Raw genomic sequence first — 25,456 nt, forward strand, 5'->3', positions numbered from 1 at the left:
CTATCGTCGGAACGGCAACGCTGGTGCGCGGCGATTATGAGTTTGCCGGGCGGAGCTTCGACCTGGAGAAAGGAGAGATTCGCTTTACCGGCAACACCCCGGTCAACCCCACGCTGGACATAGAGGCGTCGGCGAATGTGACTGACCTGAGCGCCGTCATCCATGTGAACGGGACGGGATTGCAGCCCGAAATCAGCTTTACCAGCACCCCCGCCATGCCGGAGGATGAGCTGCTGTCCCGGCTGCTCTTTGGCAGTTCCATCACTGATCTTTCCGCGCCCGAAGCGCTGCAACTGGCGGCGGCCGTTGCTTCGCTGAGGGGTGGAGGCGGGGGCATCAACCCCATCAATGCAGTCCGAAAGGCCGCGGGGCTGGACCGGCTCCGCATCCTTCCCGCCGACACGGTCACTGGCCAGGGGACGTCCGTGGCGGCGGGCAAATATGTGACCCGGCGGACCTATGTCGAACTGATCACCGACGGGCAGGGTTATTCCGCGACACGGGTGGAGTTCCAGATCACCCGCTGGCTGTCGCTCCTGTCCAGCATCTCCACCATGGGACGCCAGAGCGTGAACCTTCGCGTTTCGAAGGATTATTGATGGGGTATGTCCCTCGACTTCGCTCGGGACGAGCGGCGCGATAAAGTCATCCAGCTCCAATCTCAGTTCGCTCTCTGCCAGCGTGACGTGGATCACAGTCGTTACGGAGGCAATATGGTAAACGCCCCTTGCGACCCGCGGGGCGTCTGCCTCTCAGACGCCCTGTCCCTGACCCGGCGACGACAGCCGCCGGGTCATTTTTGACGGGAGGGAGTGGGAGCGCCCCGTTTCAGACTTGGCGTTCATTGCATCCAGAATGGACCAAACCGCCTCCGTAACCAATTGTATCCTGCCCCAGGGTTGGTCATTGAAAAGTCCCTTGTGTCTCAAGGAAGTAGGTCCGCCCGCAGCCAAGCCCTTCCCCGGGGGTCGCTTGGCCGTTGTGGGGGCGGGCGGGCCGAAACATCCATTGTGGCGTTGACAGAGTCATTTTTGTAACTACATTATTGGGACAAGCCGACGGCATGGATATCGAATTCGATCCGGTGAAGCGGGAAAGGACATTACGAGAGCGAGGCCTGGATTATGCCCATGCTTGGAGGCTGTTCGATGGCGAAACCTTTACTGCGCCGGATTTAAGGTTCGATTATGGGGAGGGCCGGATGGTCTCCTATGGTCGGATTGATGGATTAGCCATCGTTGTCGTCTGGACAGAGCGTAATGGAAAGCGGCGGATCATTTCGATGCGGCGCGCGCATGAATGGGAGATGGAACGTGTCCGATTGGGTCGATCCTGATGATGCACCCGAACTGACGGAGGAGTTCTTCCGCCATGCGGAAGTGCGGGTTGGCGGCAAGCTGATCCGTCCGGCCACCGGTTATCTGTCCAAGGAAGGGTTCAAGGTCGGCCGCCCGCCCAAAGGGGCGCAGGCGAAGCGGCAGGTGACGCTGCGGCTGGACCCCGATGTGATCGCCAGGTTCAAGGAAGGCGGGCCTGGCTGGCAATCGCGGATGAATGAGGCTTTGCGGAAAGCAGCGGGGTTGTGAATTTTGGCGGACGCGCGGATTGCCGCCGGGAAGCGCGTCAGCATTTGCGCTCTTCCTTATATTCGCCGCTGCTGGTGCGCTCGCGCTTGATCTCGCAATTGCCTTCCTTGATTTCCTCCTTCCAGCTTCCGTCGGCCATTTCCTCATATTTGGCGACGTCGTTGCCGTGCTTGATCTCTTCCTTGTACTCGCCGGGTTTGCGTTCGCGTTTCACAGAGCGGTAACCGTCATCATATTCCCGCACCCATTCGCTCCGGCCCTTATGCTCGAACTTGTCGACGGGTTGCGCCTGAGCGCTGGCGAAGGTGGCGGCGGAAATGGCGGCGGCGGCCAGTAGAGCGATGTTTCTCATGGCGAAATTCCTTGCAAGCCCGTGCGGGGAGTGTGGCTGGGCCGGGTTGAATGGGCGGTGAATGCTGTTTGCTGGAGCGGAGAGCCTCTGGGTATCGACAGGCTCAACCCGAACGGGCTTGGTTCGAATTAGAGCATCGTGCGCAAAAGTGGGAACCGGTTTTGCGCGAAAAACGATGCGACAACAAAGAATTAGAGCGCCCGCCCGCGTCAGATTAAACGCAGCGCGCTCTAGCAGCACAACCCCCTAAGTCGCTTCCTTCCCCTGGGGGAGCGGGAAGCCGAAAAAGGCGTCGCGGGCCTTGGCGGCAGCGGCGGTGTAGAGTGTGCGTTCGGCCTCATCGCGGGCGGTTTGCACCGCTTCCTCGTCCGGCGTCAGGTTGCGCTCATAATCGCCGATTACATAATCTTCATCCTCCTCTTCGTCGATGAAGCCGGGGGGCGGCGGGAAATCGGTACGATATTCCTCCGCCGCCGCATCCCACCACACGCCGCGCAGGGTGGCCGCCGCGTCCTCGGGCGTCTTCGCTGCATCCCGCGCCCGCATCCGGGCTGTGAATGCCACCAATTCGGGGCTTTGCCAGGCGGCCGGCGAGCGAAGTTCACACTGTTCCTGCGCAGGCGGTTGCCAGCCATTTGCGGAAGGGGGAGGGGCCATACGCGCGGCAAGGAACAGCGCCGCCGATGCGCCGGGGGAAAGGGCCAAGCCGGCGGGGGCGGGGGCATCGGTCGCGGGAAAGGGGGGCTGGCCCTCCGTTTCTTCGTGGGCCGAAAGGGCGGGTGCGCCGCTGTCCGAATCGGGGCAGATCATGTCGAGATAGGCCGCGAAATCCTGCGCCGCGACGCGGGCGAGGGCGGCATCCGAGCCCTCCGGCGGCGCGTCGGCCATGCGGTCCAGCCGTGCGAGCAGCGACATGGCGAGGCGGTTGTCGTGGCGGCGGCGGACAATCTCGCCATTTTCCTCATCGCGAGTGATGACATCCTGCTGCCCCTCGATCGCGCGGGCGAGCAGATCGTCGGCCAGCCGCGCGCGCGCAATCAGGATCGCCGCGTCCCAGCCGAGGCGGAAGGCCGCCCCATCGGCCCGGATGCGGAGGTTGTAGGCCGAACGCGGGCTAAGCTCCACCGCCTCGCACGCGGCGCGCACCACGCCGGTGGCGGCGAGGGTTTCGAGGAATGTACGCTGGCGCGCGGGGCGCCAGCCATCCTCGCGGGCTTGCGGCGCGGGCGGGGGAAGAGGGGGGAAGTGGTAGGACATGGCAAAGCTCCTTTTTTGGGAGGGTTTGCCGGGGTGCTAATATGGGAGAGGGGATGTAGGAAAGAACAAAATGAGAACTTGGGCGCGGGGAGTCATGGATATTGCTGGCGGGTGTGGAGGACGGCCAGCACCTCTATGGCGTCCGTGACGCGATAGACGAGGACGTAGTTGGGAGTGATCAGGGCTTCGCGCGTTCCGGGGATACGGCCGGGCCGATACGTATAGGGATGGTCGGGCAGACGTTCGGCCGTGTCGCGAAAGTGCCGGAAAATAACCATTTCCAAAATGAGTCCATTTTAGTTTGCCGTTCTTTCGCGAACGCGGCTATAGGCCTTTCGTGCGCCTTTTAAGATGGCTTCGAAAACAGATTCATTGTTTTTAGGAGAAATGGATTCCACAACTGGATTGCCTCCGAGGTGTATTACCTTTGGTCGACCGCCAGACGGTTGTCGAACGCTAGCGGAAGCATGTTCCCCAACCGACGCTACCGCTTTCGCTACATCTTCAATGACGTCTTTGTCTAAATTCTCCCCCTCTACCTCAACTTTCGCTTTTGATCCATTCGACAGTTCGGTGAATTCTTCTGCTGGTTTCTGGATTAATCGGTTAACGTCAGCAGGGTTCGGACGGCTTACCGTAAAACTGAATCTAATTACTGCATCGGCGTTTCGGATTTCTTCTATGAACCCAATGGGATCGCCAATTGGCTCTACGGTAATTTCTCGATTGCTGGCGGCGCTGATGCCCGATGAATTCAAGAGGATCTGCAACTTGTTCGCTATTTCCCTTGATTTTTGTGATACGCCCGCTTTCCGAACTATTCCGCACACCTGATTTTTTGTGTCAAATACTCCAAATGCAAAAGGCGCGCGCATAGCCTCTTCTTCGAGGAAGTCGTGGGTGTTGCTGTCAAATTGTGGCGATTTGACAGCTTGAGTGCGCCCCATTGCGAAGCTGATGCCCCCATCCGCCACGAATTCGACATTGCCTATGTGCCACTCTGATCCTCGACCGACATCAGCAGTTGGCTTTGAACGCAGTGACTCAGTGATGATCTCAACAGGCGCTTGATCTGTTGTGAATAGTTGGGCTTGCGGCAGTGTCTCGCATTTAACACGCAAAAGATGAATATAAAACATTGCTCCCCCTTCTTAAGCAAGGTCATTTGAGCTTATTTTTCTTGCATTTTCAATGTGTAAATACTCTTACTCCGCCGTCACAGCTTCCATCCCCAACAACGGTGCGAGATAGCGACCGGTAAAGCTCCGGGCGTTCTTCGCGACCTTTTCCGGTGTGCCTTTGGCAACCATTTCGCGGGAATACGGTGCCAGTTTTCTAAGGCTCGAATTTCCGACCCATATCCCGACTGACTCATTCCCATACCGTCTTTTGTCATTTCCGCGAAGGCGGGAAGCCATTTCCTGGACCTTCCGCTTGGTGCGGCGTTGGGAGATGGATCCCCGCCTTCGCGGGGATGACGGGGTGCGTGGGGCGAGAATAGTTCGCCCAATTGGGCCCTCTCCCTTGAGGGAGAGGGATAAGAAGGCTTGGCGGCTTTGCCGCTTAGCCGGAGTTGGGTGAGGGTGAGCCACTTCGGGGAAAGAGCCTGACCGCCGAGCCCCCTCACCCCAACCCTCTCCCCGCCGGGGAGAGGGAGCAGGGGAGCCCGTCCGTGTTTTTACTCCGCCGCTACAGCCTCCATCCCCAGTAACGGCGCGAGATAGCGGCCGGTAAAGCTCCGGGCGTTCTTCGCGACCTTTTCAGGGGTGCCTTCGGCGACGACTTCGCCGCCTTTGACGCCGCCTTCCGGTCCCATGTCGATGATCCAGTCGGCGGTCTTGATGACGTCGAGGTTATGCTCGATCACGACCACGCTGTTGCCTTGTTCGACCAGCGCGTGGAGGACTTCCAATAGCTTGCGGACGTCCTCGAAGTGGAGGCCGGTGGTGGGTTCGTCCAATATGTAGAGCGTGTTGCCGGTGGCGCGGCGGCTGAGTTCCTTGGCGAGCTTGACGCGCTGGGCCTCGCCGCCGGACAGGGTGGTGGCTTGCTGGCCGACCTTGACATAGCCAAGGCCCACTTCGGCCAGCATCGCCATCTTGTCGCGGATGGGGGGGACGGCCTTGAAGAATTCCACCGCGTCCTCGACCGTCATGTCGAGCACGTCGGCGATGCTGTGGCCCTTGAACTTCACTTCGAGCGTTTCGCGGTTGTAGCGCGCGCCATGGCAGACGTCGCAGGTGACATAGACGTCCGGCAGGAAGTGCATCTCTATCTTCAGTACGCCGTCGCCCTGGCAGGCTTCGCAGCGGCCGCCCTTGACGTTGAAGGAGAAGCGGCCGGGTTTGTAGCCGCGGGCCTGCGCTTCGGGGAGGCCCGCGAACCAGTCGCGGATATTGGTGAAGGCGCCGGTATAGGTGGCGGGGTTGGAGCGCGGGGTGCGGCCGATGGGGGACTGGTCGATGTCGATGACCTTGTCGCAATATTCAAGGCCGGTGATCTTGTCATGTTGCCCCGCGATGATGCGCGCGCCGTTCAGCGCGCGGGCGGACGCGGCGTAGAGGGTGTCGACGGTGAAGCTCGACTTGCCCGAGCCCGAGACGCCGGTGATGCAGGTGAAGGTGCCGAGCGGGATGCTGGCGGTGACATTCTGAAGATTGTTGGCGCGGGCGCCGTGGACGGTGAGCTTCTTGCCCGACCCCTTGCGGCGCTTGTCCGGCAGGGGGATGGCGCGGGTGCCGTTCAGATAATCGGCGGTGAGGCTGTCGCGGTGGGCGAGCAGGTCGTTGAGGGTGCCCTGCGCCACGATCTCTCCGCCATGGACGCCCGCGCCGGGGCCCATGTCGACGATATAGTCGGCGGTGCGGATGGCGTCCTCGTCATGCTCGACGACGATGACGGTGTTGCCGAGGTCGCGCAGGCGCTTCAAGGTGATGAGCAGGCGGTCATTGTCGCGCTGGTGCAGGCCGATGCTGGGCTCGTCGAGGACGTAGAGGACGCCGGAGAGGCCGCTGCCGATCTGGCTGGCGAGGCGGATGCGCTGGGACTCGCCGCCCGAAAGCGTGCCGCTGGTGCGGTCGAGGTTGAGGTAGTCGAGGCCGACATTGTTGAGGAAACCGAGGCGCTCGACGATTTCCTTGAGGATCGCGCGGGCGATCTGGTTCTGCTGGTCGCCGAGGTGCTGGGGGAGCTGCTGGAAGAAGGCGAGGGCGTCCACCACGGAGCGGCGGGTGGAGATGGAGATGTCCTCGCCCGCGATCTTGACCGCCAGCGCCTCTGGCTTGAGGCGCGCGCCATTGCAGGTCTCGCAGGGCTGGGCGGTCTGATATTTGCTGAGTTCCTCGCGCATCCAGGCGCTGTCGGTCTGCCGCATGCGGCGGTTCAAATTGCCGAGGACGCCCTCGAAAGGCTTTTGGACTTCATAGGTCTTCTTGCCGTCCTGGAAGCGCAGGGTGACGGGACGGCCGGCGGTGCCGTGGAGGATGATGAGTTTCACCTCGCCGGGGAGATCGGTCCAGGGGGTGTCGAGGGAGAAGCCGAATTCGCGGGCGAGGGAGCCCAGCACCTGCATGTAATAGGGGCTGGGCGGATTGGACTTGGCCCAGGGGACGACCGCGCCCTTTTTGAGCGAGAGGGCTTCATTGGGGACGACGAGCTGGACATCGAACTCCAGCTTCTCGCCCAGGCCGTCGCAGGCGGGGCAGGCGCCCTGCGGTGCGTTGAAGGAGAAGAGGCGGGGCTCGATCTCAGGGATGGTGAAGCCGCTGACGGGGCAGGCGAATTTTTCGGAGAAGATGATGCGGTTGGGGGGGATGGCGCTACCTTTTAGTCCTCCCTCCTTCAGGGGGGAGGGTTGGGAGGGGGGCGTGTCCGCCTGGAAGGACTGCCGCGCTTCCTGGACAGTCCCCACCCCTGAAGGGGAGGGGGGAGAGAGCGCTTCCGCCACCGTAACATCAACCAAATCCACAAAGGCCAGACCCTCGGCGAGCTTCAGCGCGGTTTCGAAGCTGTCGGCGAGACGTGTTTCCATGCCTTCCTTCACGACGATGCGATCGACGACGACCTCGATGTCATGCTTGTATTTCTTGTCGAGCGCGGGGGCCTCTTCGATGGCGTGGAATTCGCCGTCTATCCGCACGCGGGTGAAGCCGGCCTTCTGCCATTCGGCCATTTCCTTGCGGTACTCGCCCTTGCGCCCGCGCACCACGGGGGCGAGGAGGTAGAGGCGGGTGCCCTCGGGAAGCTGCATGACGCGATCGACCATCTGGCTCACCGTCTGCGCGGCGATGGGGAGGCCGGTGGCGGGGCTATAGGGTATGCCGACACGCGCCCAGAGCAAGCGCATATAATCATAGATTTCGGTGACGGTCGCGACGGTGGAGCGCGGGTTGCGGCTTGTCGTCTTCTGCTCGATGGAGATGGCGGGGGAGAGGCCGTCGATATGCTCGACGTCCGGTTTCTGCATCATCTCAAGGAACTGGCGCGCATAGGCGGAGAGCGACTCGACATAGCGCCGCTGCCCCTCGGCATAGATGGTGTCGAAGGCGAGGGAGGACTTGCCCGAACCGGAAAGGCCCGTGATGACGATCAGCTTGTCACGGGGCAGGTCGACATTGACGCCCTTCAGATTGTGCTCGCGCGCGCCGCGGACGGAAATATGAGTCAGCATGGGCTGCTTTGTTCCAGATTTGTTCACATGGGGCAAGGGGGTTCGCCCTCAGATGGCGATGAGCCGCAGGAGTCGCAAGCGGGAACCTTCGCCCGAGGGGTCTCGTTGGTTCCATGACTTCAACGAAGGAGACCGGTCATGGGCAAGGACAAAGTCCAGGGCGAAGGCAATTATGACGCCGCACGCGAATATGATGAAGAGGTGCGGGCGCACGCGGCGAACCCGGAGCGCGTGAAGAAAGAGGCTGAAGCAGCGAAAAAAGCGCTGGAGGGCAAGGAAGGGGAAGAGCTTCGCAAGGCCGAGGAGGAGGGCAAGTCGCACGCCAAGGGGTAGGTTGGCGCTTGGGCTTTATCTCCCATCTTGCCGTCGTCCCCGCCTGCGCAGGGACGACGGAGTAGCTGTGCAAAGTGGAAGTAAGGTCAGCTCCCCAAGCTCTCCGCCATCTCTGCGAGTTCTAGCCAGCGTTCCTCAGCGGCGTCCTTGTCGGCGCGGGCCTTTTCCACGGCCTTGCTGAGCGCGGCGAAGCGGTCGGGGTTTTTGACGTATAGGTCGGGATCATGGAGCGCGTTTTCGTCGCGCGCGATTGCGGCCTCCAGTTCCTCTATCCGTTTGGGCAGCAGTTCGTAATCGCGCTGGTCCTTATAGCTGAGCTTTGTCTGCTGACGTGGCGGCGGGGGCGCTGCTTCGGTCTTTTTGGACGCTGCCTTGGCGGTGGGGCGGCGGCGCTTTGCCTCCCAATCTTCATAGCCGCCCGCGACGATGTCGACATGGCCGCTGCCGTCCAGCCCCAGCGTCACCGTGACCGTGCGGTCCAGAAAGTCGCGGTCATGGCTGACGATCAGGACGGTGCCGTCATAGTCGGCGATCACCTCCTGGAGCAGGTCCAGCGTTTCGAGGTCAAGGTCGTTGGTCGGCTCGTCCAGCACCAAGAGATTCGAAGCGCGGGCGAATTCGCGGGCGAGGAGCAGGCGGGAACGTTCGCCGCCCGACAGGGTGCCGACCTTCGCGTCGATCAGCGTGGGTTCGAAGAGAAATTCCTTCAAATAGCCCTGTACATGCTTGCGAGACCCCCGCACGTCGATCCAGTCGCCGCCGTCCGCCAGCACGTCGCGCACGCGCTTTTCGGGCGCCATCAGGCTGCGCTGCTGATCAATGATGACGCCGTCCAGCGTCTTTGCCTGGGTGACGGTGCCGCTGTCCGGCTGGACCTCTCCGGTCAGGAGCTTCAGCAGCGTCGTCTTGCCCGCGCCGTTCGCGCCGACGATGCCGATCCGGTCCCCGCGCTGGATGCGCAGCGAGAAGTCCTTGATGACGGTGCGCTCGTCAAAACCCTTGGTCACATTTTCCGCGACGATGACGCTCTTGGTCTTTACCTCGTCTGATACAACGGCGAGCTTGGCCGTTCCGGCGGGGCCGATCATGGCGGCCCGCTGGGCGCGCATTTCATGAAGCTTGGAAAGGCGGCCCTGGTTGCGTTTGCGCCGGGCGGTGACGCCACGCTCCAGCCAGTGCGCCTCGATCTTGAGCTTTGCGTCGAGCTTTTCGGCGGCGCGCGCTTCCTCGGCATAGACTTTTTCCATCCACGCCTCAAAACCGCCAAAGCCGATTTCGTTGCGGCGAAGATTGCCCCGGTCGAGCCACAGGGTCTGACGCGTCAGGCGGGTCAGGAAGGTTCGGTCGTGGCTGATGACGATGAACGCGCCGGTGTAGCGGTTGAGCCAGCTTTCCAGCCAGTCGATGGCGGCAAGGTCCAGATGGTTGGTCGGCTCGTCGAGGAGAAGCACGTCCGGCTGGCTGGCAAGGGCGCGGCAGATGGCGGCGCGACGGCGCTCCCCGCCGGAAGCTGTCCTCGCCAGCCGGGAAAGATCGATGCCGAGCTGGTCGGCAATGGCCTCTACCTCATGGCGCGGCGGGGCGTCCCTGCCCCCACAGGCGAAGTCATGGAGCGTTTCACAACCACTGAGGTCGGGGTCCTGTTCAAGCATAACGACATGCGTGCCGGGAACGATGCTTCGCAGGCCCTTATCGGGCTCGATGCGGCCGGCGATGAGCTTTAACAGCGTCGTCTTGCCCGCACCGTTGCGCCCGATCAGGGCAAGGCGGTCGCGCTCGCCGATATAGAGGTTGAGGCCCTGGAACAGCCAGCCGCTGCCCTGGATCAGTCCGAGATCTTCATAGGAGAGAATAGGTGCCGCCATGGCGCGGGAGTTAGGGGGGATTTTGATGAGGCGCAAGGTTGGGGTGGGGGCGCCTTATATCAATGTCATATTATGCAAGCGGAACATTAACGTCCCCCTTGCTGGTGCAAAAATGCCATAGTCCTGCAAAATCAAGCTGATCCCAAACCTTTCATCCAGATTTCAGCCCCATTCACCACCTGTTCAATAGCCGTGGCCTATGCCATGGACATCATGATGCAGTTGAAATCCCTTCTGATATTCGGCTTTGCGGCGGCTGGTCTGGCCGTTGCGGCGCTTTCGCTGCCTGCCTCGGCTGATGATGGACGCGGGCGCGGCCGGGGCCGTGGCGACGATCGCGGCTATGAGCGGAGCGAAATGATGCGCGCTCATCCCCGTCGCTATGAACAGGACGCCGCGCGCCGGGCCATGCTGGATGGGGATGTCATGCCCTTTTCCATCATCAAGCGGCGCGTGGGCCGCGAGATGGACGGAGCCAATTATCTGGGCAGCGAGTTTGACGACCGGCGCGGCGAATACCGGCTGAAATATATGCGCGACGGCCGCGTGGTCTGGGTTGATGTCGATGGCCGTTCCGGTGATATCGTCCGGCGTTCGCGCTAGACCGGACTCAAATAGCGCGCTCTAGTTTTTTGTTGTCGCATCGCTTTTCGCGGAAAACCGGTTCCCACTTTTCCGCACGGTGCGCTAACGCTGAAAAGAAAAACATGATAAAGGGCTGATATGCGGCTGTTGATTGTTGAAGACGAGCCCAATCTGGGCCAGCAACTGAAAAATACCCTGGAAGGCGCGGGCTATGCCGTGGACTTGGCCACCGATGGCGAGGAGGGGCATTTTCTGGGATCCACGGAAAGCTATGACGCGGTTGTGCTGGACCTTGGCCTGCCGGAAATCGACGGCCTTACCGTGCTTGACCGCTGGCGCAAGGAAGGGCTCGGCTTTCCGGTGCTGGTGCTGACTGCCCGCGATAGCTGGTCGGACAAGGTGGCGGGCCTTGACGCCGGGGCGGACGATTATCTTGCCAAGCCCTTCCAGAGCGAGGAACTGATCGCGCGCTTGCGTGCGCTTATCCGGCGGGCGTCGGGCAATGCCTCCAGCGAATTGACGGCGGGCGATGTGCGGCTCGATACGCGCTCTGGCAAGGTGACGCTGAAGGGCGAGCCTGTGAAGCTCACGGCGCAGGAATATAAGCTGCTTTCCTACCTGCTCCACCACAAGGGCAAGGTGGTGTCGCGAACGGAGTTGATCGAACATATTTACGATCAGGACTTCGACCGGGATTCCAATACCATCGAAGTCTTCGTGACCCGAATCCGCAAGAAGCTGGGGCCGGACGTGATTACGACCATTCGCGGCCTTGGCTACAGCCTTGAAGAGCCGGCCTCCGCCTGATCAACCGTTCGTGTCGAGCGAAGTCGAGACACGTCAGCCCAAGGAAACGTCCCTCGAATGCGCTCGGGACGAACGGAGTTGATGGACGCCAGCGAGCAAAAAGTCGTGCATCGCACCACCGGCTCCTTGAACCGCCGGATGATCGGCATTGCCGCGCTATGGATCACGCTATTGCTGATCGGAGGCGGGGTGGCGCTGGACCGGGTGCTGACGCAGGCGATCACGCGCAGTTTCGACGATGGCCTCAACTATGTGCTGACGGCAATGATCAGCTCGGCCGAAATCGGGCCGGACGGCGAGGTGCGGTTGATCCGGCCGCTCGCGGACCAACGCTTTCTGGAGCCCGGAAGCGGCATCTATTTTCAGATCAGCGGCAAGGGATATGACGATTTCCGGTCCCGATCGCTTTGGGACCGGGCGTTGCAGGCCGATCATCGCCCTGACGACATGCGCGCCCATGTCTATGACAGCAGGCAGTTTCCGGGCGAAGATCTGCGCGTCATGGAAAGGACGGTGCGGCTGCCGGGGTCAAAGGTGGCCTGGAAGTTCATCGTCGCCCAGGCGCGCGAGAGCCTGGATGAACAGATCAGCGCATTGCGTTCGACGCTGGTGAAGAGCTTTGCGATATTGGGCATTGGCCTCATCATCATGGCGACGCTGCAGAGCTATTACGGCCTTCGTCCCCTTCGCCGCGTGCGGGAGGAGATTTCGCGGATGCGCGCGGGGGAGAAGGGACGGGTGACCGCCCCCCTTCCTGATGAAATCATGCCGATGGTCGAGGAGTTGAACGAGCTGCTCGCCCATAATGAGCGCCAGGCAGAGGAGGCGCGGCGGCATGCCGGGAACCTGGCGCATGCGCTGAAGACGCCGCTCACTGTCATCATGAATGCAGCCACCGCCAAAACGGTAGACCTTGCGGACACAGTGATCCGCGAAGCCGCGACGATGCGCCGGCAAGTGGACCACCATCTCGCCCGGGCGCGGGCAGTCGGGCGGCGCGGTTCGGCGCACTGCCGGGCAGAGGTCTGGCCCAGCCTGGAAGCGGTGGAGCGGGCCGTGGGGCGGCTTTATCCCGATGTACGGCTGGACATTGATGGCGACAAGAGTGCCGTAGTGAAGGTCGAGCGGCAGGATCTGGATGAGATGATGGGCAATCTCGTCGAAAATGCCGCCAAATATGGAGGCGGCAGCGTGTTCGTCACTGTCCGCCGGAATTCCGAGATGGTGGAGATATCGGTCGAGGATGACGGCACCGGTATCCCGGAGAAGGAGCGGGCGCGGATATTCGACCGGGGCGCGCGGCTTGATTCCGGGAAGCCGGGAACGGGGCTGGGCCTTGCCATCGTGCGGGATGTGGCCGAGATTTATGATGGCGGGGTTTCGCTTGAGGAGAGCGAGGATCTTGGCGGGTTGCTGGCGCGGTTGAAGCTGCCTGCGGTCTAGGATGTGTGGGGCTTCAGCCCAGGGCGGGCTGCAAATGGCAGCTTTCCGCGCTTCCGGTGCTCACCTACTGAAGTACGCTGCGCTCCAGTTCTCGAAATCCAACATTTTCGCCTCACCCTGAACTGAATCCCCACATATCCCAGGGCGATTGAGCCGTCGTCCCTGCGAAGGCGCAGGGACGACGAGTAAGGCTATTCTCGCTCTTCGTCCAGGAAGGCCGCGACTTCCTTCAGATCCACGTCCTTCGCCAGATAGGTCTGGCCGATGCTTCGGGCGAGGAGGAAAGGGAGCTTGCCGCCTGCCATTTTCTTGTCATGCATCATGTGCGCGACGAGCGTTTCGCCCGAGGCGGAGACATGGGCGCTTGGAAGATCATAGGGGAGGCTGGCGGCCTTCAGATGCGCGGTGACACGAGCTGCATCGTCGGCGCTGCAAAGACCCTGCCGGGCGGAGAAGCGGAAGGCGAGGGCCATGCCCGCCGCGACGCCCTCGCCATGCAGGAGGACATCGGAAAAGCCGGTTTCAGCTTCCAGCGCGTGTCCGAACGTATGGCCGAGGTTGAGCAGCGCCCGGCGGCCGCTCGTTTCCCGCTCGTCCTCGCCGACAATGCCCGCCTTCGCCTTCACGCTTTTTTCGATGGCAATGATGCGCGCCGTCATGTCCCCTGCGATCAGGGCAGGGCCATGCTCCTCGCACCAGGCAAAGAAATCGGCATCGTTGATGAGGCCATATTTGACGACCTCGGCATAGCCCGCCCGCACTTCCCGTTCAGGCAGGCTGTCGAGCGAAGAAGGGTCGATCAGCACGAAGGAGGGCTGGTGAAAGGCGCCCACCAGATTCTTGCCCGCCACCGTGTTGATGGCGGTCTTGCCACCAACAGAGCTGTCGACTTGAGCAAGGAGAGTGGTCGGGATCTGCACGAAATTGCAGCCGCGCTTCAGGATCGTCGCGGCAAAGCCCACCAGATCGCCGATGACGCCGCCGCCCAGGGCAATGACATGGTCGCTGCGTTCGACGCCAAGGTCCAGCAGCCGGTCGAGCAGGACTTCCAGCACTTCCCAGCTTTTCGTGCCTTCGCCGGGGGGGAGGATGACGGGTTCTGCCCTTATTCCCCCATGGGCCAGGGCGTTCACCAGGCGCGGAAGCTGCGCGCGGGCGACATTCTCATCAGTGATGACGACCAGGCGGCCGCCCCGTGCATATCCCGCCAGATGCGCGGCGGCGTGGTCCAAGGCGCCATCGGCTACCAGAATGTCATAGCTGCGTTCGCCAAGCGAGACGGGGATTATTGCCATTCTTCCAGCGCCTTCATGATCTTCTCGACGGTCGCCTCATGCGGCGCGGCCATGCTTTTGATGTGGATGGGGGCGAGCGCATAGACAGGATTGCGCTTTTCCGCGAGCTCGATCAGCACCGCGCGCGGATCCTTTCCGGCGAGCAGCGGGCGGCCTTCGCGGCGGGAGACGCGATCGACCAGCACGTCGATGTCGGCATCGAGCCAGATGGCGATGGCATGGTCCAATATCTGCTGCCGGGTTTCCGCCTGCATGAAGGCGCCGCCGCCGGTGGCGATGATCTTGGGCTCGCCGTCCATGAGGCGGGCGATCACGCGGCGCTCGCCGTCCCGGAAATGCGCCTCGCCAAAGCGTTCGAAAATGTCGGCTATGCTCATACCCGCAGCCTGCTCGATCTCTTCGTCGGCGTCGACAAAGGGCAGGCCCAGCCGTGCCGCAAGCCGCCTGCCCACCGTCGATTTGCCGACCCCCATCATGCCGATAAGCACAATAGGACCCTTGATGGCCGGGTTGAAGGATTTCAGGTTTCGCTGCATGGCTGGCGCGGCTATACAGCGCCGGGCCGGTCCGGCAAATTGTCTTTTTATCGCTTGCGCCGCTTAAAAGGAGGCTGGAAATCAGTCCCCATCCGGCGGTAGGGAAGGTCTATGAGGAATAGAAGAACTGGCCGCAGCAGCAGCCGCTCAACCATCGTCTGGATCATCCTGATCGCGCTGCTTGCAGGCGCACTATGGTATCTTTGGCAGCGGGGCGGGGAACAGCCGCAGACGCGCGTGGAAAAAGTGATCTCTCAGGACAGGTTCGCGCAATAATATGGCGATCCGCCGCCGTTCCCGAAATCTGCTGATTGCAGGCATAGCAACGGTTGTCCTGGCGATTCCCGCAATCGGACAGGATACCCCCGAATCGCTGTTGCCGCCGGGATTTGGCGAAGCGCCGCCGCCCGAAGCCGCGCCTCCTCCGGTCGCGCCGGCCCAACCCAAGCGGCCAGGAGAGAAGCCGGCCGAGGACGAGACCGCCTCGCTTCCCGAGCTGCTGCTGACTCCGGGCGAGGAGCCGCAGGGGGACGAGGAGCCGGAAACCGAGGACGTCGAGCTTGCGCGGCAGAAATATGACCTGCCGCCCTATGCGCGCCGGTCCATGAGCCAGATCGGTGTGCTGTCGCCGCGCACCAAAGGGTTTGCACCCGATGCTTTCGGACGTGCGGGCGGGCATTATCTAGGCATATTGATGCAAAAGACCCGCGCGCCCATCGCGTCGCGCTGGGCCTCCATCGTGCTGCGCCGGGCCCTGCTTTCGAGGGTCGACACGCCCGCCGGGGTGAACGGCGCCGACTGGATCGCGGACCGGGCCTGGCTGCTGCTGCGCATGGGGGAGGCGGATGCCGCCCGCATGCTGGTGCAGAGCGTCGACAGCCTGGATTATACGCCGCGTCTTTATGCGATAGCCATGCAGACCTATCTGGCGACGGCGGACCCGGCGGGCCTTTGCCCGCTCGTGGCCCCGGCGCTGCGCACCAGCGATGAGCCTGGCTGGCAGATGAGCCAGGCGGTCTGCGCTTCCCTGTCAGGCGATCAGGGTCTCGCGAGCGCCGTGCTCAACCAGGCGGAACGGCGCGGGACCGCGCGCGGAATCGATTTCCGCCTGGCTGAAAAGCTGGTCGGAGCGGGCTTCAACAGCCGCCGCTCGGTCAATATCGAATGGGAAGGCGTCGATCAGCTCACGGTCTGGCGCTATGGCATGGCCACCGCGACCGCCGTGGAGGTACCCGAGCGGCTTTGGGAAGGCGTCAGCCCTCATGTGCAGGCGTGGAAGGCGCGTGCGGCGCTGCTTCCGCTCGCATCACGGGTGCAGGCGGCCAATGTGGCGGCGCGGCTTGGCGTGTTTTCCAATGCGGCGCTTGTGGATTTCTACAGCCGCCTTGCCGATGACGAGGATGCGCCGGAAGAGCTGGCAGAGCGCGCGCAAGTCATGCGTACGGCGTTCAATGGCGCCGATGTCCCGCAGCGGCTGGAGGCGATGCGCAGCTTCTGGATGCCCGACGGCATCGCCGCCGACTATGCGGGCTATATTGCCATGGCGCGAGCGGCCGCGCGGCTGCCGGTCACCGCGGAAGCCGGGGATGATGTAAGGGCGCTGATTGCGTCCATGCTGGCCGCCGGGTTCGACCGCAACGCTGCGGCGTGGAGCAACGTGACAGGGCAAGTGGAAGGAGAAGCCGGGCAGGACGCCTGGGCGCTGCTGGCGCTGGGCTCCCCGCAGCCGCGTGTGGCCATCGATTATGGCCGGGTCGACAGCTATATGGAGCAGGACGGCAGCACCAACTTCATCAAGTCGCGGATGCTAGTGGCTGGCCTGGCTGGCCTGGGGCGCTTGAGCGCGGCTGACATGGCGCGGATTGCGCCCGACATTGGATTGCGCACCGGCTACAGATCGCGCTGGACGCAAGCCATTGACGCAGCCGCCCGCCGTGGTGAACCGGGGACGGTGGCGGTGCTCGCCGCCGTGGGGATGCAGGTGACGGATTGGAACCGCTTGCCGCCCGAGCATCTGTTGCACATCGTGTCAGCGATGCGGCAGGTGGGGCTTGAGCCGGAAGCGCGGATGATCGCGGCGGAGGCGATCGCACGTTTGTGAGTGCAGTGGGGGAAGGATCAGATGGGTTTCCGTCATAGGGAATGGTTATGAAACCCGGCGTTCCCGTGAAGGCGAGACATCTGCATAAGCAGCCTTCCTTTTTTCAGGTCGTTCCTGCGCAGGCAGGAACCCCGCTTTTCTTTCCAGAAAGTAGAAGAGATAGCGGGGTCCCTGCCTTCGCAGGGACGACGGGTTATGCCTCAGCGGCAACACTTCGAGACCTTCGCTGTGACTGAGTTTTTGTCCCTCCAATGACCGACCGCGCGCTCATTGAACGGTTTCTGGAAATGATGGCGGCTGAGCGTGGGGCGGCGCGGAATACCCTGCTGGCCTATCGGACCGATTTGTCGCTGGCATCCGAAGCGCTTGGCGGGAGATTGGAGACGGCGGGGAAAGAGGAGCTTTCGCGCCTGACCGGGGAGTGGGCCGCCCTTGCGCCTTCCAGCGCGGCTCGAAAGGCATCGGCGCTGCGGCGTTTTTTCGCTTTCCTGCATGAAGAAGGTTTGCGGGAGGATGATCCCTCGTCCGCGCTACCACGGCCGGTCCAGCGGCGGCCGCTTCCGAAGGTGCTTGGCCGGGAGGAACTGGACCGCATATTTGCCGAGGTCGAGGCGCGGGTGGAGCTTGCCGCGCCCTCGCCGCTGGACCTGCGGCTGGCGGCCTTGCTGGAACTGCTCTATGGCTCAGGGCTGCGCGCTACCGAACTGGTATCCTTGCCGCGCAAGGCGATAGTGCAGGACCGGCCATTTCTGATCCTGAGGGGGAAGGGCGGGCGCGAACGGCTGGTCCCGATTTCCGACCGCGCGCGAATGGCGGTGGCGCGCTGGGCCGAACAAGTGGCCCAGAATTCTCCCTGGCTGTTCCCTTCTGGAAAAAGCCATTTGTCCCGTATCCGGCTTTATCAAATGGTGAAGGAGATTGCGGCCGCTGTGGGCATCCCGCCCGATCGGGTCAGTCCGCATGTATTGCGCCATGCCTTTGCCACGCATCTGCTGGAGGGCGGGGCTGACCTTCGCGCGCTGCAGACGATGTTGGGTCATGCCGACATAGGGACGACGCAAATATATACGCATGTCGACAGCCGCCGGCTGGTGGAACTTGTAAACGCCCGCCATCCGCTCGTTGACCTTAAGCGCAGAGCGCCTTAACGCCATCGCCCATGGTAAGCTTTCTCGATTTCGAAAAACCGATAGCGGCGCTGCAGGCGCGCGTCACTGAACTTCGCGAAACCGCGAATGAAGGTTCAATCGATATAGATGCGGAAATTCAGCGGCTTCAGGCGCGGGCGGAAAAGATGCTGGCCGACACCTATGCCAAGCTGTCCCCGTGGCAGAAGACGCAGGTCGCGCGCCATCCCGAGCGGCCGCACTTCAAACATTATATCGCGGGCATGTTCGACGAGTTCATGCCGCTGGCCGGTGATCGGGCCTTTGCCGACGACCAGGCGATTCTGGGCGGCTTTGCGCGCATGGGCAAGCGCCGGGTGATGGTGATCGGCCACGAAAAGGGCGACGACACGGCAAGCCGCCTCAAGCATAATTTCGGCATGGGCAAGCCCGAGGGCTATCGCAAGGCGATCCGCCTGATGCAGCTCGCTGACCGGTTCGGGCTGCCCGTGGTGACGCTGGTGGATACTTCGGGCGCTTTTCCGGGCGTGCAGGCCGAGGAGCGGGGGCAGGCGGAAGCGATCGCGCGCTCGACCGAACAGTGCCTTGCACTCGGCGTGCCGATGGTTGCGGCTGTTGTGGGTGAGGGCGGATCGGGTGGCGCCGTGGCGCTTGCTGCGGCCAACCGGGTGCTGATGTTCGAGCATGCGGTCTATTCGGTGATTTCGCCCGAGGGCTGCGCCTCCATTTTGTGGCGGACCGCGGAAAAGGCGAGCGACGCTGCTACTGCGATGCAAGTGACGGCGGCCGATCTGTTGCGGCTGGGCGTTATCGACCGGATCGTCAAGGAGCCTGTGGGCGGCGCGCATCGCGACCCGGCGGCGGCGATCAGGTCGCTCGGCAAGGCAATCGTCGAGGAATTGGACCAGCTTTCGGGAATGAAGCCTGAAAAGCTGAAGGTGGCGCGGCAGGAGAAATTCCTGGCCATTGGGGCGTAGGCGCCCAGGGACATTTTTCATCGCCATTCCCGCATAAGCGGGAATGGCGCGTTATGTGCCGGGATATGTCGAGCCGGATTGGCCGAGGCCATAGGTAATAAAAAAACCTGCTCCCATTGGGAGCAGGCTTTTTTATGGTCGGGGCGAGAGGATTCGAACCTCCGACCCCCACACCCCCAGTGTGATGCGCTACCAGGCTGCGCTACGCCCCGACCAGAGGGGCGGCTTTATGATCATCCGCCCTATGTTGCAAGAGCGATCACGCGCCTTTTGGGGAAATTTTGCGCGATGCTCTTGATGTTTGTTGCACGTCTCTACAGCCGCATCTTCCTCGTCGTCCCTGCGCAGGCAGGGACCCAGCTTTTCTTAAGGTCCGCCGCGATAAAAGGCAGCGGGGTCCCTGCCTGCGGCCGAAAGCCGCAGTGTATCCTGAGCGCCTGCCCTGCGGGCAGTCGAAGGGCAGGGACGACGGGTTTACATGACGTGCACTACAATCCGGTCCTAACCGAGGCGCTTGAGCGCTGCTTCGAGACGTTCAGCCTCGGCTGCCTTCTCCGCAAAATCTTCGCGCGCCTTTGCCACGGCTTCGGGCTTTGCGCGCTCGACGAAGGCTGGGTTTTCAAGGCGCTTTGCCAGCGTGTCCCGTTCCTTGCTTGCGGCTTCCAGTGCTTTTGCCAAGCGGGCTTTTTCGGCAGCAAGGTCGATGACCCCCTCGAGCGGAAGGACATAGGTTGCCTCATCCACGACCACCTGCGCGGCTCCGCCAGCGGGGGCTGCGTCGAATGACAATGTTTCGATGCGCGCCAACCGGGCAAGCGCGCCCGATTGGCGTTGCAGCCGCCCAGCCGTGGCCGCTGCGGCGTCACGAACATAGGCGGTCATCCTTGCGCCAGGAGGGACATTAAGCTCCGCGCGGGCGGTGCGGATGCCCGACACCAGCCGAATCAGCCAGTCGATCTCCTCGCTCGCCGCCCGGTCGAGCGCATGGGCATCCGGCTGCGGCCAATGGGCGACGATAAGTTCATTCTCCCGCTGGCCCATGGCATGCCACAATTCTTCAGTGACGAAGGGCATGAAGGGATGAAGCATGACCAGAATCTGGTCGAGCACCCAGCCTGCGACTGCCTTTGTCTCATCATCCATCTGGCCCTTGATCAGTTCCAGATACCAGTCGCAGAACCGGTCCCAGACGAAATGATAGATGGCGTTGGCGGCGGCGTCGAAACGCAGTTCCGTCATGGCGAGATCAAGTGCCTGTACCGTCGCGACGGTTTCCGCAATGATCCAGCGGTTGACGGGCAGGTCCGCGTCGGGCGCGCGGAGCGTGCTGCTCGCGCCAATACCATTGGATTGGCAGAAGCGCGCCGCATTCCAGAGCTTCGTCGCGAAATTGCGGTAACCCTCCACGCGCTTTTCATCCATCTTCACGTCGCGGCCCTGGCTTTCCATCGCCGCCATGAAGAAACGCAGCGCGTCCGCGCCATATTTGTCGATCAGGCCCAGGGGATCGACCACATTGCCCTTGGACTTGGACATTTTCTGCCCGTCCGCCGCGCGGACAAGGCCATGGAGGTAAAGCCGGCGCCAGGGAACTTCGCCCATGAACTCAATGCCCTGCATGATCATACGCGCATCCCAGAAGAAGAGGATGTCGAAGCCGGAGATCAGCAGATCATTGGGATAATGGCGTGCGAGCAAGCTCTCCCTCTCCCCTTCAGGGGAGACGGGGCTGTCCTGCGATCCTGATGCGGCGTTGGAGGTGAGGGACTTCCCCTCTCCCAACCCTCTCCCCTGAAGGGGAGAGGGCTTTTGGGCATCCGGCCAGCCGAGCGTGCCGAAGGGCCAGAGGGCAGAGGAGAACCAGGTGTCGAGGACGTCGGTATCGCGGACCAGGGGCTTGCCGCCCGCCAGCGCCTGGGCGCCCGCTTCATCCTCGGCGACATAGACCTTGCCATCCGCGTCGTACCATGCCGGTATCTGATGCCCCCACCAAAGCTGGCGGGAGACGCACCAGGGCTGGATATTCTCCATCCAGTTGAAATAGGTCTTTTCCCACGATTTCGGTACGATCTCGATCTTGCCGGTCTTCACCGCCTCGATAGCGGGCTTTGCCAGGGTCGCTGCGTCGACATACCATTGGTCGGTCAGCCAGGGCTCAATCACCACGCCCGAACGGTCGCCAAAGGGCGTCTGGATCACGCGGTCCTCCACCTGTTCGAGCAATCCCGCTTGCTCGATCATGGCGACGACGATCCGGCGCGCCTCGAACCGGTCGAGGCCCAGCAATTCCTCCGGGATCAGGCTGTCTGCGGTCTGAACGACCATCGCATCGGCATCGAGCATATTGAGCATATCGGCGGGCTTGATGCCCGCGCGCTTGCCGACCTCGAAGTCGTTGAAGTCATGGCCCGGCGTGATCTTGACCGCGCCCGAGCCAAGCTCCGGGTCCGCATGTTCATCGCCGACGATCGGCACGAGCCGCCCGGTTATGGGGAGGCGGACCCGCTTCCCGATGAGGGCCTTGTACCGTTCGTCCTCGGGGTTCACGGCGACGGCCATATCGGCCAGCATGGTTTCGGGCCGGGTGGTGGCGACGCTGATATGGCCCGAGCCATCCTCAAGCGGATATTTGAAGTGCCAGAACTTGCCCTGCACCTCCTTTGTCTCCACCTCCAGGTCGGAAATGGCGGTGCGGAAGCGGGGGTCCCAATTGACGAGGCGCTTGTCGCGATAGAGGAGGCCGCGATTGTAGAGCTCAACGAAAACCTTGATGACGGCCCTTGAAAAGCCCTCATCCATGGTGAAGCGCTCATTGGCCCAATCCATCGAGGCACCGAGGCGCCGGAGCTGGCGGGTGATCTGGCCGCCGCTTTCCTCTTTCCACTCCCAGACCTTGGCAACGAACTCCTCACGCGTGAAATCAGTGCGCCTCTGTTGCCGCTCCGCCATCTGGCGCTCGACCACCATCTGGGTGGCGATGCCGGCATGGTCGGTGCCGACGACCCATAGCGCGTCCTTGCCGCGAAGCCGCTCATAGCGGATGACGATGTCCTGCAGCGTGTTGTCGAGCGCATGGCCGATATGGAGCGACCCCGTCACATTGGGCGGCGGATTGACAATGGTAAAGGGCTGCGCATGCGGCCGCTCCGGGCGGAAGAGCCCCTCATTTTCCCAATGCGCGTACCAGCGCGCCTCCATGGCGGCCGGATCGAAGGTCTTTGGCAATTCGTTGGTCATTCTGGCGCTTTAGCGGCTGAGCCGAGCAGAGCAAATAGGCAGGATAGCAGGATGGGCGATTCTGTTACGGCCGGGTCGAAATGAAGGGGGCGCGGTGCTTGCTGAAGCGGGTGGACTGCGGAGGCCAATCGGTTGATCCGTCGCCTCTGCGAAGGCCCAGCTAACAAGAACTGCTGTAGGAAAGCGGGGTCCCTGCCTGCGCAGGGACGACGAACTCCACACGGAGCGTTCTACCTATAGCTAAAGCTGCCCCGCCGTCAGCCGGGCGATTTCCTTCGCCACCATCTTCTCGACGAGATCGGGCAGATTCGCGTCCAGCCATTCGCGCAGCATCGGCTTCAGCATCTCGCGGACCAGGCCCTCCAGTGTATTGGGCGCATCGTCCGGGCGGATCAGCAAGGCGGAAAGGGCTGCAAGCGAACTGCGGCTGGCCGCCGCCGTTTCATGCGACAAAATCGTCTTATCGGTCATTTCCCCACCCTCCGGTTGTGGCGGAGGCGCGAATTGTCGTGCCTCTTCATCAAATTCGGGTGCGACCGCTTCTGTCAGTTCGAGAATTCCCTCACTGGCTTCAATATCTTGTGATTCGTCCGCGGCGGAGAGATCCTGTTCGGCTGCCTTCTTGCCGGCTTTGGCGCGGACAGCCGCTCTCGACACCGATTTTCCGAGGCTTTCCCCCTCGTCGGCTATGATGCGTTTGATGGAGGAAAGTATCTCTTCCATTGAGGGTTCTCGCGTCAAATCCCCCATAATCCTGCCTCAGTCGCTGTTCAATGGGCCCACAATGGAGTTTTGCGCGGGCGTGTCAACGGTGCTTGTCGATTGCGCCTGCGGGGCGGGATCCTCGTCCCAGTCCCAGATCCGGCCCTTCACCCGCTCATAATTGACGACGGGATCATAAAGGACACCGCCGTCCAGCCCGAGGTCGCGCGCCTCCGCCTTGCCCATCGCCGCCAGCAGCGTGAAGCCCGCGACATAGGCATCGCGGCGCGCCGTCACCAACAGGACCTGTGCGTTGAGATATTCCTGCTCGGCGTTCAAGATGTCCAGGATGGTGCGGGTGCCGACGCTGTTTTCGGCCCTCACCCCTTCCAGCGAAAGCCGCGTCGCATCGACGGCGACCTGGCTGGAGGAAATGACGGAATTGGCCGCTTGCCAGCTCGCATAGGCGGAGCGGGCCTGGGCAATGACGCCGCGTTCGACTTCGATCGTCTGCTCGATTGATTGGCTTTCGCGCGCCTGAGCTTGCCGCACCAGCGCACCCGGCCCGCCGCCCTGAAACAGCGGAATGGTGACCTGAGCGCCTGCCGCCGCTGTGGTTTCGTGTTGTGAAGTGACGAGCGCAGAATTCATGCTGCCGAGATAATCGACATAGCCGCCGTCGGCCGTGGCGGAAACCGTAGGCAGGCGGGAGGCGCGGGCCACGCGTACGTCATAAGCCGCCGCGTCACGGGCTTTCTTGGCAGCGGCGATGTCCGGATTGTTCTCTATCGCCACGGTTACCGCCTGTTCCGGCGCGGCCGGCAGGTTGGGGAGGGGCGGCGGTGGCTGGAGATCGGCCGGCGGACTGCCGACAAGGCGAATATAGTTTTCGCGGGCGGAAATGAGCTGCGCCTCAGCCGCCCGCAAATCGCTGCGCGCCACGGCCAGGCGGGATTCCGATTGGGCAATGTCGGTCCGGGTGAGATCTCCCACTTCGAACCGGTCGCGCGTCGCCTCCAGATTTACCTCGAGCGCGCGGACATTGGATTGGTTGAGGCCGACGATGGCGGTGTCGCGGATCACGTCCATATAGGCCGCCACGACTGCGCTGAAGACGCTCGCCTCCGTCCCCCGCAAATCCGCCTGACCGGCGGCCACGCGGGCCTTGGCGGCTTTTACCCGGTTGGCGACGCCGCCGCCGCGATAGATGGGCACGCTCAGCGTCACGCCGCCTTGCGCCAGGCGGCGGGGCGAGGTGAAGCTATTTTCGGAACGCTTGATGTTTTCCGTATAGGAGCCGGTTGCACCAAGGTCCGGCAAGCCTTCGCTCCGTTCCAGCGGCACATTTTCATCAATGGCCCGCTGCCCGGACCGGGCGCCGGTCAGCGTTGGATTATTGCGATAGGCCTTGGCCAGCGCTTCCTGCAGCGTCTCCGCCGGGGCTGGGCTGGTTATCAGAATGGCAAGCGCCGCTGTCGAGGCAGTGAGGGCAATGCGGCGCTTGGTCATAGGCTCATCTCAAAAGGTGAAGCTTTTGGGCTTTTGAAAGCCGGGCAGGGACACGGATTCGCAATCGGCGAAATGGGTGATTCCGAACGCTTCCCCACTTTTGCGGCCAATCGCAAGGCGCGCGACGCCGCGATCCAAAATCGCTGCGGCCAGCCGTCCGCCATCGGCAAGCTGTTTGACGATGGCCGCGGGAATTTCCTCGACCGCGCCATCGATGACAATGAGCGAATAGGGGCCGAATTTCTTCGCACCCTGATTGATCGGGCCCGGCACAAGCTTCACATTGGCATAGCCCGCCAGCACCGCTTTTGCCCGTGGCAGCAGCGCTTCGTCCTCCTCCACCGCTACGACGGACGCTACGAGTTGCGACAGCAATGCCGCCGTATAGCCGGTGGCGGCCCCGATCAGCAGGACAGTGTCGCTTGGCTCAACCTCAGCGGCGGTCAGTAACCGGCCGGTGGCGAGCGGCGGATTGAGCCAGCGGCTTTCGGAGAGCTTCACCGGGCGGTCGATATAGGCCAGCGCCTGCCGCTCGGCGGGAAGAAAAGCCTCACGCGCCACGGTTGCCATGGCTGCGATCACGCGGGGATCGTTGACATCGCTCGTGCGGAGCTGGCTCTCCACCATGGCGGTGCGCATCGATTTGAAATTATGCTCGGTCACGACTGGTCTCGCTTGGCATGACTGTATTGCAAATGCAATACAGTAAATGATCACAAGGCTGTCTAGTCGGATTGACGGGCGAGGCCAAGCGGCTTTGCGCAATTTTTGCTCCGCTTTGCTTCTATGGCGGCATTGAGCCGGGATTTATGCAACTTTCAACATTGCACTACCGCCTGTTCTGCGGTAGCAGCCGGGCTCCCGCGACAAGGCGGGCGAGGCCCGATGGCGGAGTGGTGACGCAGCGGACTGCAAATCCGTATACGCCGGTTCGATTCCGGCTCGGGCCTCCATTTCCTGATGCAGCCAGGTCATTTCGCTAGCGGATTTCGTTCATCCGGAACGAGGACGAAACCAAATGGATGTGGACGCTGTTCGCCCCGTTTAATCCATCTGCACATCGCGTAGTCCTTTT

Annotated in this window: 23 protein-coding genes and 2 tRNA genes; 12 read left to right on the forward strand and 13 right to left on the reverse strand. The window is 62.4% G+C overall.

What is annotated here, in order from left to right:
• From VJS46_RS01040 to VJS46_RS01050, 3 genes are all read left to right on the forward strand, one after another.
• The coding region (locus VJS46_RS01040) for a translocation/assembly module TamB domain-containing protein (RefSeq protein WP_324057484.1) at positions 1-599 on the forward strand (599 nt) is incomplete at its 5' end.
• A gap of 464 nt (positions 600-1,063) precedes the next feature.
• Positions 1,064-1,336, forward strand: coding sequence for a BrnT family toxin (locus VJS46_RS01045; protein WP_324057485.1), 273 nt, complete (start codon positions 1,064-1,066; stop codon positions 1,334-1,336).
• Positions 1,314-1,586: a BrnA antitoxin family protein gene (locus tag VJS46_RS01050; RefSeq protein WP_324057486.1), complete on the forward strand. Its 273-nt coding sequence runs from the start codon at positions 1,314-1,316 to the stop codon at positions 1,584-1,586. Before VJS46_RS01045 ends, VJS46_RS01050 begins: the two co-directional genes overlap by 23 nt.
• A gap of 37 nt (positions 1,587-1,623) precedes the next feature.
• Here the strand turns inward: VJS46_RS01050 and VJS46_RS01055 are convergent, their stop codons facing one another.
• The 5 genes from VJS46_RS01055 to uvrA all read right to left on the reverse strand — a co-directional run bounded on the left by VJS46_RS01055 (position 1,624) and on the right by uvrA (position 7,864).
• On the reverse strand, positions 1,624-1,938 hold the full coding sequence (locus VJS46_RS01055) for a hypothetical protein (protein ID WP_324057487.1): 315 nt from the start codon (positions 1,936-1,938) through the stop codon (positions 1,624-1,626).
• A gap of 246 nt (positions 1,939-2,184) precedes the next feature.
• Positions 2,185-3,195: a hypothetical protein gene (locus VJS46_RS01060; protein WP_324057488.1), complete on the reverse strand. Its 1,011-nt coding sequence runs from the start codon at positions 3,193-3,195 to the stop codon at positions 2,185-2,187.
• 92 nt (positions 3,196-3,287) lie between these two features.
• Positions 3,288-3,473, reverse strand: coding sequence for a type II toxin-antitoxin system RelE/ParE family toxin (locus VJS46_RS01065; RefSeq protein ID WP_324057574.1), 186 nt, complete (start codon positions 3,471-3,473; stop codon positions 3,288-3,290).
• 18 nt (positions 3,474-3,491) lie between these two features.
• Positions 3,492-4,334: a hypothetical protein gene (locus tag VJS46_RS01070; protein WP_324057489.1), complete on the reverse strand. Its 843-nt coding sequence runs from the start codon at positions 4,332-4,334 to the stop codon at positions 3,492-3,494.
• 539 nt (positions 4,335-4,873) lie between these two features.
• The gene (gene uvrA, locus VJS46_RS01075; RefSeq protein WP_324057490.1) at positions 4,874-7,864 is read right to left on the reverse strand and encodes an excinuclease ABC subunit UvrA; all 2,991 of its coding nucleotides are present in this window, start codon (positions 7,862-7,864) and stop codon (positions 4,874-4,876) included.
• 138 nt (positions 7,865-8,002) lie between these two features.
• Between uvrA and VJS46_RS01080 the strand changes: the two genes are divergently transcribed.
• The gene (locus tag VJS46_RS01080; RefSeq protein WP_324057491.1) at positions 8,003-8,197 is read left to right on the forward strand and encodes a hypothetical protein; all 195 of its coding nucleotides are present in this window, start codon (positions 8,003-8,005) and stop codon (positions 8,195-8,197) included.
• An 86-nt stretch (positions 8,198-8,283) separates the two neighbouring features.
• Here the strand turns inward: VJS46_RS01080 and VJS46_RS01085 are convergent, their stop codons facing one another.
• Positions 8,284-10,062: an ABC-F family ATP-binding cassette domain-containing protein gene (locus tag VJS46_RS01085; RefSeq protein WP_324057492.1), complete on the reverse strand. Its 1,779-nt coding sequence runs from the start codon at positions 10,060-10,062 to the stop codon at positions 8,284-8,286.
• Between the two features lie 192 nt (positions 10,063-10,254).
• Here VJS46_RS01085 and VJS46_RS01090 point away from each other — a divergent pair, with 192 nt between their 5' ends.
• The 3 genes from VJS46_RS01090 to VJS46_RS01100 all read left to right on the forward strand — a co-directional run bounded on the left by VJS46_RS01090 (position 10,255) and on the right by VJS46_RS01100 (position 12,897).
• Complete coding sequence (locus VJS46_RS01090; protein ID WP_324057493.1) at positions 10,255-10,665, forward strand: hypothetical protein; 411 nt, start codon at positions 10,255-10,257, stop codon at positions 10,663-10,665.
• 120 nt (positions 10,666-10,785) lie between these two features.
• Positions 10,786-11,454 carry a response regulator transcription factor gene (locus VJS46_RS01095; RefSeq protein ID WP_324057494.1) on the forward strand — a complete coding sequence of 223 codons (669 nt, stop codon included), beginning with the start codon at positions 10,786-10,788 and terminating at the stop codon, positions 11,452-11,454.
• A gap of 138 nt (positions 11,455-11,592) precedes the next feature.
• Entirely contained in the window at positions 11,593-12,897 is a 1,305-nt protein-coding gene (locus tag VJS46_RS01100; RefSeq protein WP_324057575.1) for a HAMP domain-containing sensor histidine kinase, read from the forward strand.
• A gap of 191 nt (positions 12,898-13,088) precedes the next feature.
• Here the strand turns inward: VJS46_RS01100 and aroB are convergent, their stop codons facing one another.
• Positions 13,089-14,192: a 3-dehydroquinate synthase gene (aroB, locus tag VJS46_RS01105; protein WP_324057495.1), complete on the reverse strand. Its 1,104-nt coding sequence runs from the start codon at positions 14,190-14,192 to the stop codon at positions 13,089-13,091.
• A complete protein-coding gene (locus tag VJS46_RS01110) occupies positions 14,183-14,728 on the reverse strand; it encodes a shikimate kinase (RefSeq protein ID WP_324057496.1) in 546 nt (181 codons plus the stop codon). The genes aroB and VJS46_RS01110 overlap by 10 nt, the downstream gene beginning before the upstream one ends.
• A gap of 111 nt (positions 14,729-14,839) precedes the next feature.
• Between VJS46_RS01110 and VJS46_RS01115 the strand changes: the two genes are divergently transcribed.
• From VJS46_RS01115 to VJS46_RS01130, 4 genes are all read left to right on the forward strand, one after another.
• A complete protein-coding gene (locus VJS46_RS01115) occupies positions 14,840-15,004 on the forward strand; it encodes an LPXTG cell wall anchor domain-containing protein (protein WP_324057497.1) in 165 nt (54 codons plus the stop codon).
• A gap of 1 nt (position 15,005) precedes the next feature.
• Entirely contained in the window at positions 15,006-16,829 is a 1,824-nt protein-coding gene (locus VJS46_RS01120) for a hypothetical protein (RefSeq protein WP_324057498.1), read from the forward strand.
• Between the two features lie 251 nt (positions 16,830-17,080).
• Entirely contained in the window at positions 17,081-17,977 is an 897-nt protein-coding gene (locus VJS46_RS01125) for a tyrosine recombinase (protein WP_324057499.1), read from the forward strand.
• 11 nt (positions 17,978-17,988) lie between these two features.
• Positions 17,989-18,933 carry an acetyl-CoA carboxylase carboxyltransferase subunit alpha gene (locus tag VJS46_RS01130; RefSeq protein WP_324057500.1) on the forward strand — a complete coding sequence of 315 codons (945 nt, stop codon included), beginning with the start codon at positions 17,989-17,991 and terminating at the stop codon, positions 18,931-18,933.
• Between the two features lie 135 nt (positions 18,934-19,068).
• Here VJS46_RS01130 and VJS46_RS01135 read toward each other — a convergent pair.
• The 5 genes from VJS46_RS01135 to VJS46_RS01155 all read right to left on the reverse strand — a co-directional run bounded on the left by VJS46_RS01135 (position 19,069) and on the right by VJS46_RS01155 (position 25,044).
• Positions 19,069-19,145: transfer RNA gene (locus VJS46_RS01135), tRNA-Pro, on the reverse strand.
• 289 nt (positions 19,146-19,434) lie between these two features.
• On the reverse strand, positions 19,435-22,170 hold the full coding sequence (locus VJS46_RS01140; protein ID WP_324057501.1) for a valine--tRNA ligase: 2,736 nt from the start codon (positions 22,168-22,170) through the stop codon (positions 19,435-19,437).
• A gap of 240 nt (positions 22,171-22,410) precedes the next feature.
• A complete protein-coding gene (locus tag VJS46_RS01145; RefSeq protein WP_414707949.1) occupies positions 22,411-22,920 on the reverse strand; it encodes a DUF2497 domain-containing protein in 510 nt (169 codons plus the stop codon).
• A gap of 9 nt (positions 22,921-22,929) precedes the next feature.
• Positions 22,930-24,381, reverse strand: a complete 1,452-nt coding sequence (locus VJS46_RS01150; protein WP_324057503.1) for a TolC family outer membrane protein — start codon at positions 24,379-24,381, stop codon at positions 22,930-22,932.
• A gap of 9 nt (positions 24,382-24,390) precedes the next feature.
• Positions 24,391-25,044, reverse strand: a complete 654-nt coding sequence (locus VJS46_RS01155; protein WP_324057504.1) for a protein-L-isoaspartate O-methyltransferase — start codon at positions 25,042-25,044, stop codon at positions 24,391-24,393.
• A gap of 216 nt (positions 25,045-25,260) precedes the next feature.
• Here VJS46_RS01155 and VJS46_RS01160 point away from each other — a divergent pair.
• Positions 25,261-25,334, forward strand: a tRNA-Cys gene (locus VJS46_RS01160).
• Positions 25,335-25,456 lie beyond the last annotated feature (122 nt).

Source organism: Rhizorhapis sp. (assembly GCF_035276005.1).
GTDB lineage: Bacteria > Pseudomonadota > Alphaproteobacteria > Sphingomonadales > Sphingomonadaceae > Rhizorhapis.